13 protein-coding genes are annotated in these 13479 nt (G+C 62.5%); 8 read left to right on the plus strand and 5 right to left on the minus strand.

The window, feature by feature from the left end; all coding sequences use genetic code 11:
- Positions 1–65: 65 nt before the first annotated feature.
- Positions 66–1220 carry a phosphoserine transaminase gene (locus F3H35_RS15855; RefSeq protein ID WP_149780517.1) on the minus strand — a complete coding sequence of 385 codons (1155 nt, stop codon included), beginning with the start codon at positions 1218–1220 and terminating at the stop codon, positions 66–68.
- A gap of 669 nt (positions 1221–1889) precedes the next feature.
- Between F3H35_RS15855 and F3H35_RS15860 the strand changes: the two genes are divergently transcribed.
- From F3H35_RS15860 to F3H35_RS15880, 5 genes are all read left to right on the plus strand, one after another.
- Positions 1890–2123, plus strand: coding sequence for a hypothetical protein (locus F3H35_RS15860; protein ID WP_149780518.1), 234 nt, complete (start codon positions 1890–1892; stop codon positions 2121–2123).
- A gap of 70 nt (positions 2124–2193) precedes the next feature.
- On the plus strand, positions 2194–3189 hold the full coding sequence (locus F3H35_RS15865) for a fatty acid desaturase (protein WP_149780519.1): 996 nt from the start codon (positions 2194–2196) through the stop codon (positions 3187–3189).
- Between the two features lie 58 nt (positions 3190–3247).
- The gene (locus F3H35_RS15870) at positions 3248–4240 is read left to right on the plus strand and encodes a flavin monoamine oxidase family protein (protein WP_149780520.1); all 993 of its coding nucleotides are present in this window, start codon (positions 3248–3250) and stop codon (positions 4238–4240) included.
- Between the two features lie 85 nt (positions 4241–4325).
- Positions 4326–5198, plus strand: a complete 873-nt coding sequence (serB, locus tag F3H35_RS15875) for a phosphoserine phosphatase SerB (protein WP_149780566.1) — start codon at positions 4326–4328, stop codon at positions 5196–5198.
- Between the two features lie 76 nt (positions 5199–5274).
- Entirely contained in the window at positions 5275–6057 is a 783-nt protein-coding gene (locus F3H35_RS15880) for an ion transporter (protein ID WP_149780521.1), read from the plus strand.
- 16 nt (positions 6058–6073) lie between these two features.
- Here the strand turns inward: F3H35_RS15880 and F3H35_RS15885 are convergent, their stop codons facing one another.
- Both F3H35_RS15885 and F3H35_RS15890 read right to left on the minus strand, forming a co-directional pair.
- Positions 6074–6793, minus strand: coding sequence for a hypothetical protein (locus F3H35_RS15885; RefSeq protein ID WP_149780522.1), 720 nt, complete (start codon positions 6791–6793; stop codon positions 6074–6076).
- A gap of 194 nt (positions 6794–6987) precedes the next feature.
- Positions 6988–7917 carry an ABC transporter ATP-binding protein gene (locus tag F3H35_RS15890; protein WP_149780523.1) on the minus strand — a complete coding sequence of 310 codons (930 nt, stop codon included), beginning with the start codon at positions 7915–7917 and terminating at the stop codon, positions 6988–6990.
- 75 nt (positions 7918–7992) lie between these two features.
- Here F3H35_RS15890 and F3H35_RS15895 point away from each other — a divergent pair, with 75 nt between their 5' ends.
- From F3H35_RS15895 to polA, 3 genes are all read left to right on the plus strand, one after another.
- The gene (locus F3H35_RS15895) at positions 7993–8181 is read left to right on the plus strand and encodes a zinc-finger domain-containing protein (RefSeq protein WP_007811470.1); all 189 of its coding nucleotides are present in this window, start codon (positions 7993–7995) and stop codon (positions 8179–8181) included.
- A gap of 16 nt (positions 8182–8197) precedes the next feature.
- Complete coding sequence (locus tag F3H35_RS15900) at positions 8198–8917, plus strand: DsbA family protein (protein ID WP_149780524.1); 720 nt, start codon at positions 8198–8200, stop codon at positions 8915–8917.
- A gap of 168 nt (positions 8918–9085) precedes the next feature.
- Complete coding sequence (gene polA / locus F3H35_RS15905) at positions 9086–11902, plus strand: DNA polymerase I (RefSeq protein ID WP_149780525.1); 2817 nt, start codon at positions 9086–9088, stop codon at positions 11900–11902.
- A gap of 25 nt (positions 11903–11927) precedes the next feature.
- Here polA and F3H35_RS15910 read toward each other — a convergent pair whose 3' ends face one another.
- Positions 11928–12665 carry a proteasome-type protease gene (locus tag F3H35_RS15910; RefSeq protein WP_223228446.1) on the minus strand — a complete coding sequence of 246 codons (738 nt, stop codon included), beginning with the start codon at positions 12663–12665 and terminating at the stop codon, positions 11928–11930.
- 11 nt (positions 12666–12676) lie between these two features.
- Positions 12677–13474 (minus strand): transglutaminase family protein, encoded by a 798-nt coding sequence (locus F3H35_RS15915; RefSeq protein WP_149780526.1) that lies wholly within the window; start codon positions 13472–13474, stop codon positions 12677–12679.
- Positions 13475–13479: the final 5 nt, after the last annotated feature.

Genomic DNA, 13479 nt, shown 5'->3' on the forward strand with positions numbered 1-13479 from the left:
CTTGTGAGAAATGGGGGAGGGGCGGGGCCACGGCGGGCCCCGGTATTCTTGCAGGATTGTGGGGATCAGGCCGCTTGTGACAGCGCCTCGATCTCGGCCTCGAAGGCCCATTTGATCCAAGGCATCAGGGCCGCCACATCAGTGGCCTCGACCGTGCCGCCGCACCAGATGCGCAGGCCCGGAGGGGCGTCGCGATAGGCGCCGATGTCATATGCCACGCCTTCGGCGTCGAGACGTTTGACCACCGCCTTGGCAAAGGCCGCACCATCGGTGATCCGGTCGTCGGTGAACTTGAGGCAGACGCTGGTGTTCGAGCGGTATTCGGGGTCGTTGACGAGGAACGCGATCCAGTCGTTTTCCGCCACGAAGCTCTGCACCGCCGCGAGGTTCTGGTTGGCCCGCTCGCACAGACCTGCGAGCCCACCCACCGAGCGCGCCCAGTCCAGCGCCAGAAGGTAATCTTCGATCGCCAGCATGGAGGGAGTGTTGATCGTCTCGCCGACGAAAATCCCCTCGATCAGCTTGCCACCCTTGGTGAGGCGGAAGATCTTGGGCAGGGGCCAGGGCGGCGTGTAGCTTTCCAGGCGTTCGACGGCACGTGGGCTGAGCACGATCATGCCATGCGCCGCCTCGCCGCCCAGAACCTTCTGCCAGGAGAAGGTGGTCACATCCAGCTTGTCCCAGGGCAGGTGCTGCGCGAAGGCCGCCGAGGTGGCATCGCAGATCGTGAGGCCCGCACGGTCGGACTTGATCCAGTCGCCATTGGGCACGCGCGCGCCGCTGGTGGTGCCGTTCCATGTGAACACGACATCATTGTCGGTATCGACCGTGGACAGGTCCACGATCTCGCCATAGGGGGCTTCCTTGACGACGGCGTCCAGCTTGAGCTGTTTGACCGCGTCGGTGACCCAGCCTGCGCCGAAGCTTTCCCAGGCGAGCATCTCGACCTTGCGGGCGCCCAGCATGGTCCACATGGCCATTTCCACGGCGCCGGTATCCGAGGCGGGCACCATGCCGATGCGGTAATCGTCGGGGATGCCCAGGATCTCGCGGGTGCCGTCGATGGCGGCCTTCAGCTTGGCCTTGCCCACGGCGGCGCGATGGCTGCGGCCCAAGGGAGCATCAGCCAGTTTTGCAAGATCGAATGCGGGGGGTTTGGCACAGGGGCCAGAGGAAAAACGCGGGTTTGCCGGCCGCGTTGCCGGGTATTGCGTAGCCATTGATGCTATCCTTCCAGATAAGCGCCCCTCGTTGGGGAGGGGTGTCCCACCGCCGGGAATATGTCCAAGCCGCGACCTGTGCAAGAGCAGAAATGACGCAGAGCGGCGTTTCGGTGACAAAATGCGACGCCCGTGTCCATCATCGGAAACTTCAGGCGGTCGGGCAGGTGGTGTTTGCCTTTTGCACAAGGGGATGCGCGACGGGAGGATGGGACGAAACCGGCGGGTGGAGCGGTGTTTTGCGTGAAAATCACCAAGGTTGATCGGTGGTGCAAAAGGGATGATTGCACGTCTGGTCATTGCGTCGGAGCCAAGGAAGACTTACATGGCGCGACAAGCGCATGCGACAGGATCCGTCTTTCGAGTTTGCGTTGCGCCCCTGTTTGACGCAGGGGCAAGCGACTGACACGTGAACCCGGAAAGAATGATGGACATATTCTGCGGCCGCCTAGCGCGCCTTGTGGCTTTCCCGAACGAAGGCAAAGCCGATGCCAAGACCCACAACCGGACCGGTTGCAGCATGATCCTGCCTGTGTGGGCCGCCGTATGAGCGAAAGCAACCATTCCCGCAGCCGGACCGCCCGACAGATTTGCCGACATCGCTTTGGACATGGGCTCCGTGCGGACGGCGCCCTTGACTTGATCTTTGGCCAAACAGGAGCTTGAACGATGACGAAACCGTCACAGCCACGGCCGTTTAGCGGGGTGAAACCCCGAGCAGAAACCGCGATGGAAAAAACCACGCGCGCCGCCAACGAGATCATCGAAGAACAGAACGCCACCAAGGACCGCAAGACCGCGCAATTGCGCCAGGCGCGGCTTGAACGTGATGCGCAGGCCAAGCTTGACTCGGATGCCGCGAAACCCAAGCCGCCTGCCAAGAAATCCACCGGGAAAGCCTGAGCCGTGTGCCACGCGACGGGTCGTCGACCTTCTCCCTTCTTTCTGACAATCCCTGAGAAAAGGCATTCGATTGCAACCTTCTGAATGGACCCGGATCCTCGCCAAGTATCGCGAACCGATCCTCTCTCGTAGTGTGTTTGAACTCAGCGTCACGATCCTGCCGTTCCTTGCCCTGTGGGCTTTGGCATGGTGGTCCCTCCAGATCAGCCCGTGGCTTGCATTGGCGTTTGCGGTTTTGAATGCCGGTTTCCTGATGCGGCTGTTCATGATCCAGCACGATTGCGGGCATGGCTCTTTTCTCAAGAACCGACAGGTGGGCGACTGGGTGGGCCGCGTGATCGGCGTTCTGACGCTGACGCCTTACGAAACATGGCGCCGGACCCATGCCATCCATCATTCGTCAACGGGCAATCTGGACCGTCGCGGGATCGGTGACGTGCCGACCCTGACGGTGCAGGAATACCGGGCCAAGGGCTTTTTCGGGCGGTTGGGGTATCGTATTGTACGAAATCCCGTCTTTTTGTTCGGCATCGTCCCGTTCTTCATGTTCTTCCTGCACAACCGGCTTCCGGTCGGCCTCATGCGGTCGGGCCGAAAATATTGGATCAGTGCGATGGGCACGAACCTGTCGATTGCGGTGCTGCTGACGGGACTGTTTTGGTTGGGCGGTTGGCAGGTGATCCTGTTCATCTACCTGCCGACAACGCTGCTGGCGGCAATGGCCGGGATGTGGCTGTTCTTCGTGCAGCACCAGTTCGAAGACACGATCTGGGATCAGGAGGCGGATTGGAACGTGCAGGAAGCCGCGCTGCATGGCAGTTCGTTCTATGACCTGCCCGGTGTCCTGCGCTGGATGACTGCCAATATCGGGATGCACCACGTGCATCACCTTGCCAGCCGCATTCCGTTCTACAGGCTGAGCGAAGTGCTGCGCGATCATGACATTCTGGCCCATACCCAACGTCTGACGTTGCGCGACAGCCTTGGTTGCGCGCGCTTGCACCTGTGGGACGAGAAAAGCCGCAAGCTGCTGTCGTTCTCGGATGCGCGGCTGTTGCCTGCGTGACGCTTGACATCATCGGGCCGGCGCCCGATTGGTCCGGCGTGATGGAGCATTTGGCGTGATGTCTGAAACCGGGATCTGTATCGTCGGCGCGGGGCTTTCGGGCCTTGCTGTGGCGGCCAGTCTGCAGGCCGAGGGGCGGGATGTGACCGTGCTCGAGGCGCGCGACCGCGCCGGTGGCCGGGTTCTGTCTTGGCGCGGATATGATCTTGGCCCGGCCTGGATCTGGCCGCATAACCGCCGAATGCTGGCACTTGTCGAGCGATTGGGCCTGCGCTGTTTTCCACAATATGCGCAGGGGCGCCTCGTGTTCGAAGCAGGCGACGGGACCATTCGGCGCGATCTGGATTTCGCCACGATGGGCGGCGCGCTGCGCATCGAAGGCGGGCTGGCGCGGGTGACCGATGCCCTGGCGCGGCAACTGGGCGACCGGCTGGTGCTGGGGCAGGCGGTGCGCCGCGTGACCGAGGATGCAGCGGGCGTGACCTTGATCTGTGACAGCGCAGAGATCCGCGCCGAGCGCGTCGTACTGGCCTTGCCACCCCGTCTTGTGGGCGGGCTTGGCGTTGCGGTGCCCGATGCGCCGACATGGATGGCGGGCCATGCCAAGCTGGTTGCCACATATCCCACCGCCTTCTGGCGCGACACCGGGCTGAACGGCGATGCGATGTCCCATCGCGGGCCGCTGGCGGAAATTCACGACGCCTCGCTGGCCGAGGGCGGCGAGGGCGCGCTGTTCGGTTTTGCCCTTCCCGGCGCTGCGGGCCACCCCGGCTTTCAGGAGGCGGCATTGGCGCAGCTTGCACGCCTTTTCGGGCCGGATGCCGCCACGCCGCGTGATGTGATCGTCAAGGACTGGAGCACAGATCCCGCCACCGCCACGCAGGCCGACCGGACCCCGCCCGCCGGTCATCCGACCTACCGGGCAATAGCGCCGACCGCGCGACTGATCTTTGCCGGGACCGAGACATCGCCGGACGAGGGCGGCTTTCTCGAAGGGGCGCTGGCGGCGGCGGAAGCGGCTTATATGCGCCTTGGCCGGTCTGTCGCATGATCGGGATCCGGGGCGTGCGCCTCGACCCTAGAACCTGCGCCAAAGCTGCGCTATGGCACAGGCGCACAGCAACGCCGAGGTTTCCATGTTCATCGTCACCCTGATTGCGCCGGCAGGCGCGCTCGATCCTGCCCTTGTCGATGCGTTGCGCAATGCATGGGGCGGCGGCGACGCACAGTGGCTCTCGCCCGATGAGGCGGCGGAATTCGCCGTGGCGGAAACCCCCGGCAATCGCTGGGACGTCTGGGCTGATCTGCAAACGCAACGCGTCGATCTGGTGGTTCAGCCCGCCGAAACCCGCCGCAAGGCGATGCTGCTGGCGGATATGGACAGCACCATGATCCAGCAGGAATGCATCGACGAGCTGGCCGACATGGCCGGTGTCGGCGCCCATGTCAAAGAGATCACCGCCCGCGCGATGAATGGCGAGCTGGATTTCGAAGGCGCGTTGCTGGAGCGTGTCGCACTGCTCGAGGGGTTGCAGGCCGATGTGATCGACAGGGTTCTGGCAGAGCGGATCACCTATATGCCGGGGGGGCGCGCGCTTGTGGCGACGATGCGGGCGCACGGCGCGCATTGCGCCCTTGTGTCGGGCGGGTTCACCGCCTTCACCGCCAAGGTGGCCGCCGATCTGGGCTTTCACGAGAATCACGCCAATACTTTGCTGATCGCGGATGGCCTGCTCACCGGAGATGTGGCCCGGCCCATCCTTGGCCGCGAAGCCAAGGTGCAGGCGCTGCAGGACATCACCGCGCGGCTTGGCCTGTCTGCGGCCGATGTGATTGCGGTTGGCGATGGGGCGAACGATCTGGGAATGCTGGGCCTTGCAGGTACGGGTGTCGCGCTGCATGCCAAGCCGTCGGTGGCGGCTGAGTGCGATATCCGGATCAATCACGGCGACCTGAGCGCGCTGCTTTATCTGCAGGGCTATGCCCGCAGCGAATTTGCCGAAACATGATGGTGTCTTGCGGCTTGCAGGTGGTCACGGGCTGCCCCATATCCTGCGCAAACGCGGACAGGTGGGTATCTCAGCCATGACAGTCAGACAAAAGGTCGGCACCTTCATCGACCGGCGCGCGGTGCAGAATTTCATCCTCGGGGTGATCCTGTTCAATGCGGTCATTCTCGGCATGGAAACCTCGCCTGTCATCATGCAGGCGGCTGGTCCGCTGATCATCGTGCTGGATACGATCTGCCTGAGCATCTTCGTGATCGAGATCGCCGCCAAGCTCTTTGCCCGCGGCCCGATCGCGTTCTTCCGAAGCGGCTGGAACATCTTCGATTTCGTGATCGTCGCGATCTCGCTGATCCCGAGCGGTCAGGGGCTCAGTGTGCTGCGGGCGCTGCGTATCCTGCGTCTGTTGCGGGTGTTGTCGGTCACGCCCTCGTTGCGCCGTGTGGTCGAGGGGCTGATGGCGGCGCTGCCCGGCATGGGATCGGTGTTCCTGCTGATGGGCATCATCTTCTATATCGCGTCGGTGATGGCCACGAAGCTGTTCGGGGCCACCTTCCCCGACTGGTTCGGGACGCTTGGTCTATCGGCATATTCGCTGTTCCAGATCATGACGCTGGAATCGTGGTCCATGGGCATCGTGCGCCCGGTGATGGAGGTCTATCCCCAGGCCTGGATGTTCTTCGTGCCCTTCATCCTTGTGACCACCTTCGCGGTGGTGAACCTTGTCGTCGGTCTTATCGTGAATTCGATGCAGGACGCGCATCATCAGGAAGACGCCGCAAAAACCGACACCTACCGCGATGAGGTGCTGCGCCGGCTTGAACGGATCGAAGCGGCGATGACAGATCGGAAGGTGGGTTGAGGCATCTGTTTGAACCTTATTTCAGATGTTGCACCAGCACCCGAAGGTCAAATCGCTCGCGGCTCACGATTGAGTTATCGTCCCGAGTATCGGGGTCCTGATGACGAGGGAGGGTTTCGTGCTCAATGCCGATCTGACAAAATTCGATGACATAGTTAACCGCATTCACCGGCAGCAAGACTACGGTTTTGCTTTGTATTCTTTTCTGGCAGGGATTGTGAATGATGCTGATCGCACAGCGAAATTCAATAATAGCTACGCTGGACATGCTATGGATCTTTGTATTCGAAGCGTCCAGACGGGACTGGTTCTCTTTTGTAGTCGCCACTGGGACACAAGCGCTGATGCTCAGTCTATTCCCGCTGCGAAGCAATATGCTGAGAGGGCCTAAAATGAAATAATAAGCAGACACAGGGCGTTCTTCATCGACAGCGGTATCGAGCGCGATGCGCAAGAGTTTTCCGGGTATTTCGAAAATCTGTCTGCTGAGGTTGATAGAATAAGCGCTTCGCCAACCCAGAGCCAGATACGGGTTCTTCGGACAGAGCAATATGCTCATTTGAACACCGGCAGTAGGGATAGGGAAAGGGCGATAAGCGCGCATCCCTTCTTTGATATGGACGATTTGACGATCGATGCACTTCTTGGCTTTGCAAGGCAGACATTGGAATTGGGTAATCGCTTCATTTATCTGCAACGGTTGCTTGCCCCAGAGTTCGACGGGCGGGTCTCTCACATTTCCAGATATTACGACAAGTTCTGGGACAATTTACCTGTGTTTTCAGAGATTGAAGGTCCGCTCTGAATGACCACTGCGCAGGCACCCTTCGCGCCGCTTGCTTGTGACGCCTGCGCCCGGACGCTGAAGTCGGCGTCTTGTCCGATACGGTTGCAAGACGGCCTCAGTCTGTAATCCCTGCGTCATCCAAACTATCTCGACCGGGTGAGTTCCAGGAACACGTCCTGCAGATCGGCCTGCTCGGTCTTGACGTCGCGAATGTGGATACCGGCATTGCGCACTGCTTCGAGCACGGCCTCGGCCGGGGTCTGGTGCGACTGGTAGCTGAGCGCAAGCGATCCGTCGGCGCGACGCTCCACCTCGATCCCCGGCGCCTTGGGCAAGGTGGTGACCTCGGTCTCGGGATGGATGATCATCGTTTTGGAATCGAGCCGGTCGAGCAGGTTGGCGGTGCTGTCGCGCGCCACCACCTGACCGGCATTGATGATCGCGATCTCGTCGCACATCTCTTCGGCCTCTTCCAGGTAGTGGGTGGTCAGGATCACGGTCATCCCCTGCTCATTGAGCCGCCTCACATTTGTCCAGAGCATCTGGCGCAACTCGATATCGACGCCCGCCGTCGGTTCGTCCAGCACAAGAACATGCGGGTTGTGCACCAATGCCTTGGCCAGAAGCAGCCGCCGCCGCATGCCCCCCGACAGGGTCCTTGCATAGGCCTCGGCCTTGTCTTCCAGCCCCACCAGCGCAAGGATCTCGTCGCTGCGCCGTTGTGACTTGGGCACGCCGTAAAGCCCCGCCTGCACCTCGAGTGCGGCGCGCGGCGAGAAGAACGGATCAAGGTTCAGCTCCTGGGGCATCACCCCGATCGACGCGCGGCTCTGGCGCGGGTTCACATCCTGATCGAAGCCCCAGATCGTGACCTGCCCCGCGGTCTTGACGACAAGCCCGGCAAGAATGTTGATGAGGGTCGATTTGCCCGCGCCGTTCGGCCCCAGCAGGCCAAAGACCGAGCCTGTCGGGATCTCCAGGTCGACGCCCCGCAGGGCCGGTTTGGCCGGACTGCCCTTGCCGGCGGCATAGGTTTTTTCAAGACCTCGGATTTCGATGGCGTTCTCGCCCATGGCTGCCCTTGCCCCTGTCGTTCGGATCGCTCATATTCCGCACGTAGTGGAATTGCAGGCAAAAGGAAACGCCAGATGGTCACGCAGGCACCTGAAACCCGGATCGTCGACAGCTATCGCATCGCCTGTGATGGCGGCGAAGGCGCGTTGGGACATCCGCGTGTCTGGCTGTCCATTCCCCGCGACAAGGGCTTCGTCGAATGCCCCTATTGCGATTGCAAGTTCATCCACCGCGATTTCGAAGGTCAGGTCCCCGCTGCCTGACCGCCGCGATCTTCTGATGTCCGGCGCCGCGGCGCTCGGGCTGACCGGGCTTGGCTTTGCCGCCTGGCCCCGGCTCTCGGGTCTGCTCGCGCCGTCCTTCGCCTTCGAGCCGATCCCCGATCTACCGGGGTTTCGCCGGATTGCCGGATCGCCCTCAGCACCCGCAGCGCTTGTCGGCATCGAGGACAGCCAGCGGACCGACAGCGCGTGGTCCGGCCTCTCGACCTGCGAGCTTCTTTACACCGAAGCCCGCGCGCCCGGTGACATCCCCCTGGCGTATTTCTCGGATTACCGCTGCACGTTCTGCCGCCGCCTCAGCCCGCGGCTTGCCGATCTGGCGCAAACGCGTGGCGTTTCGCTCACCTGGCACGAACTGCCTCTGCTCGGCCCCGCCTCGATGCAGGCTGCCCGCGCCGCCTTGGCCGCGCGTCGGCAGGGTGCCTATGCGGCGTTCCACACAAGGCTGATGGACAGCTCTTTCGTGCCCAACCCCGCCTTTCTGCGCCGGTTGGCGCAGGACGAAGGCATCGATCCCGACACGCTGATCGCCGACATGGATCATCCCGGCGTCACGCGTCAGCTTGCCATCACGGCCGATCTTGCCCGGCGCTTCGGTTTTTTCGGCACGCCCGCTCTGGTGATCGGGCGCACCGCCTCGCTTGGGGCGATCCCGGATGCCCGGATCGACGCCTTGATCGCGCTCGAACGGTCCGAGCCCGCGCCGGCCTGCGCCTGAGCCCCTGTTTCTTCTGGCTGAAAATATCCCGGGGGAGGCGTTGAAATCCCTCTTGGGGGATTTCGACGTCGGGGGCAGGGCCCCCATCCTGTCCTTCCCGCTGGAAGCGCGCGGCGGTTCGTGGCAATACCGCATCGCAGGTCATCGGCAATTCGCAAGGGGGCGATCATGGGCAATTCATTCGGCAAGGGCTGTCACCTTCACCTGATCGACGGATCGGCCTTCATCTTTCGCGCCTACCACGCGCTGCCACCGCTGACGCGCAAATCCGATGGTCTGCCGATCGGTGCGGTATCGGGGTTTTGCAACATGCTGCAGCGTTATATCGACGGCAACAGCGCCAGCGCCGATGCGCCGACCCATATCGCGGTGATCTTCGACAAGGGCAGCCACACCTTCCGCAACGATCTTTATGATCTCTACAAGGCCAACCGCGAGGCCATGCCCGAGGATCTGCGCCCTCAGATCCCGCTGACCCGCCGCGCCACCGAAGCCTTCAACATCGCCTGCAAGGAAATCGAGGGCTATGAGGCCGATGACATCATCGCCACGCTGGCCTGTCAGGCCCGTGATCTGGGCGGGCGCGTGACGATCATCTCGTCGGACAAGGACCTGATGCAGCTGGTGGGCGACGGGGTCGAAATGTTCGACGCCATGAAGAACCGCAGGATCGATTCCGAGGGTGTGGAAGAGAAATTCGGTGTCGGCCCGGATCGTGTGGTGGATGTGCAGGCGCTGGCCGGTGACAGCGTCGACAACGTGCCCGGCGCGCCCGGCATCGGCATCAAGACCGCCGCCTTGCTGATCAATGAATTCGGCAGTCTTGAAGAGCTTCTTGACCGCGCCGAGGAAATTCCCCAGCCCAAGCGCCGCCAGACCCTGATCGAGCATCGCGCGCAGATCGAGCTGAGCAAGAAGCTGGTGCAGCTGGATTGCGAGACGCCGCTGGATTTCACGCTGGACGATCTCGAGCTGCGTGATCCCGACCCCGATACGCTGCTGGCTTTTCTGGCGGAAATGGAGTTTCGCACCCTGTCCAAGCGCATCGCCGACAGCCTTGGCGCAGAGCCGCCGGTGATCCCCGACACCAACCCGGCGGGTGCCAATCCGACCGAGGGCGACGCCGCCCCAGACTGGCCCGCCATCGACCCCGACAGCTATGAGCATGTCCGCGACATGGAGGCGCTCGAGGCATGGATTGCTCACATCCAGGCGCGGGGCCTTGTGGCGGTCGATACCGAGACCACCTCGCTCAACGAGATGCAGGCGGCGCTTGTGGGGATATCTCTGGCGGTCGATCCGGGGCAGGCGTGCTATATCCCGCTGCGCCATACCGAGGGTGCGTCGGGGGATCTGTTCAGCAGCGATGCGCTGGCCGAGGGGCAGCTTGATCTGGACGCCGTTCTTGGGGCGCTCAAGCCCGTGCTCGAGGACGATGCGATCCTCAAGATCGGGCAGAACATGAAATACGACGCGAAGATTTTCGCGCGTCATGGCATCAGGGTCGCGCCCTTCGATGACACGATGCTGATGTCCTATGCGCTCAATGCGGGGATTCACGGACATGGCATGGACACGCTGAGCGAGCGGTATCTCAGCCACCAGCCGATCCCGATCAAGGATCTTCTGGGCACGGGGAAATCCGCCGTCACATTCGACCGTGTGCCCATCGCCGATGCCGTGAAATACGCCGCCGAGGATGCCGATATCACCCTGCGCCTGTGGCATGTCTTCAAGCCGCAGCTGCACCGCGAGAAGGTGACCACCGTCTATGAAACGCTGGAACGCCCTCTGTCTCCGGTGCTGGCACAGATGGAGCGGAACGGGATCAAGGTGGACCGCGAGACGCTGTCGCGCATGTCCGGCAAGTTCGCCCAGAAAATGGCGCAGCTCGAGGAAGAGATCCACGAGTTGGCAGGTCGCAAGTTCAATGTCGGCTCCCCCAAGCAATTGGGAGAGATTCTGTTCGACGAGATGGGGCTGGATGGCGGCAAGCGCGGCAAGACCGGCGCCTATGCCACCGGCGCCGATGTGCTCGAGGATCTGGCGACCGAACATGATCTGCCTGCCCGCGTGCTGGACTGGCGCGCGCTGAGCAAGCTCAAGTCGACTTATACTGATGCGCTGCAGGATCACATCGATCCGGATACGGGCCGGGTGCACACATCCTATGTGCAGACCGGTGCCACCACCGGGCGGCTGGCCTCGACCGATCCCAACCTGCAGAACATCCCCGTGCGCAGCGAGGAAGGCCGCCGCATCCGCGAGGCCTTCGTGGCCGAGCCGGGCAATTTTCTGGTCAGCCTCGACTACAGCCAGATCGAGCTGCGCATCCTTGCCCATATCGCCGATATCGACGCGCTCCGACAGGCGTTCCGTGACGGGCAGGATATTCACGCCATGACCGCATCCGAGATGTTCGATGTGCCGCTCGACGAGATGACCCCCGAGATTCGGCGGCAGGCCAAGGCGATCAATTTCGGGGTGATCTACGGGATTTCCGGCTTTGGCCTTGCGCGCAACCTGCGCATTCCGCGCGGCGAGGCGCAGGGCTTCATCGACCGCTATTTCGAAAGATTCCCTGGCATCAAGACCTACATGGACAAGACCGTCGACTTCGCGAAGGAGCATGGGTTCGTTCAGACCCTGTTCGGGCGCAAGATCCACACGCCCGAGATTTCAGCCAAGGGGCCGCGCGCGGGTTTCGCCCGCCGTGCCGCGATCAACGCGCCCATTCAGGGCACGGCCGCCGACATCATCCGCCGCGCGATGATCCGCATGCCCGCCGCAATCGAGGGGATGCCCGCGAAGATGCTTTTGCAGGTGCATGACGAATTGATCTTTGAAGTCGAGGCCGGCGCCGCAGATGCCCTTATCGCGACCGCGCGCGAGGTGATGGAAGCTGCCGCCGACCCGGCGGTCAAGATCGACGTGCCACTGGTTGTGGATGCAGGACAGGGCGCCAACTGGGCCGAGGCGCATTGAGCCCGGCCAGCCGGGCCGATCCACCTCACTCGCCGAAACGGTAGTCCGGCAGGATCTCCAGCGCCTCTTTCAGGGCATCGCCCCAGCCCTTCGAGACCTGTTGAAAATAGGGGTCTTCGGGTTCGATCCGCCCCCGATGTCCGACACGCAGGCTGTCGGCCTCGTAGAAATGGAAATCGAAGGGTGGCCCAACGGTCAGATTGGCCTTGAGCGTGGAATCGAAGCTCACGACAAGCAGTTTCATCGCCGCCTCGAAGCTCATCGCGGGGTCATAGGCACGCACGAGGATCGGCCGGCCATATTTGGTCTCGCCGATCTGGAAAAACGGCGTGTCCTGCCCGGATTCGATGAAATTGCCTTCGGGATAGATCATGAACAGGCGCGGGGGGCTTCCGGCGATCTGCCCGCCAATGACCAGCGTGGCGTGAAACGTGCTGTCCGACCGCAGGCCGCCATCGCCATGCTGATCGATCACCTCGCGCAGGGTCTCCGCCACCATGCGGGCGGCCTGAAACATCGAGGGCACCGCCAGAAGCGACGGCTCGCGATGTTCCGGCGATTTGCTGCGTTCATCCAGCAGGCTGACCACGGCCTGTGTCGTAGCAAGGTTGCCCGCGGCCATCAGTGTGATGACCCGCTCGCCCGGCTGTTCCCAGACCGTCATCTTGCGAAAGGTCGAAATATTGTCGAGCCCGGCATTCGTCCGGGTGTCTGACATGAACACCAGTCCGCGATCCAGAACCATTCCCACGCAATATGTCATCCACAGGGCCTTTACTGCTGTGCCACGTCGATCTGCACCTCGAGAGTTTCGCCCGTGCCGCCGATCCGTGTTCCCGATACCGGAGAGGCCTCGGCATAGTCCAGCCCGGTTGCGACACGCACATAGCGCGTATCCGGCGAAATTCCGTTGGACACATCAAAGCCGACCCAGCCAAGACCGTCCACATGGGCCTCGGCCCAGGCATGCATGGCGTCCTGTGCGGTGGTGTCGTCCAGCATCAGATATCCTGACACGTAACGTGCCGGCACCTGCATTTCGCGTGCGCAGGCGAGGAAGATATGGGTGTGATCCTGACAGACGCCGCGCCCTGCGGCGATGGCGTCCTCGGCGCTCCAGTTCGGCTCGGAGGCGCCGATCTCATAGGCCACGGCTTCGCGGATACCGGCGGACAGCCGATGCATCCCCTCAAGATCGGGCGTCGCGCCGATGCTGCGCAAAAGGCCGCGCACCCCGGTTTTGATCCGCGTATGGGCCGTGTCGCGCAGATAGAGCCACAAGGGCGCAGGCCCGCGATGGGGGCCTACGATCCCGCCGGTATCCGTCACATCGATATCGCCCTCGCTGATGACGCTGAGTTCGGTGGCGCCGGGTACAAAGCTGATCAGTTCGGTGGTGTTGTGATGATAATCCTCGAAGCTGAGCTCCTTGCGGCCGTTCTCGACCTTGGTGCGCCATGACCGGATCGATTGCTGCGGCGTGGATTTCGGGGTCTTGCGCAATTGCTGCAGCCCGTATTTCACTGGCGTCTCGAAGCGGTAGCGGGTGGCGTGGCGGATTTTCAGGCGCATGGAGC

This window comes from Roseovarius litoreus (assembly GCF_900142765.1).
In the GTDB taxonomy this organism is placed as follows: Bacteria; Pseudomonadota; Alphaproteobacteria; order Rhodobacterales; family Rhodobacteraceae; genus Roseovarius; species Roseovarius litoreus.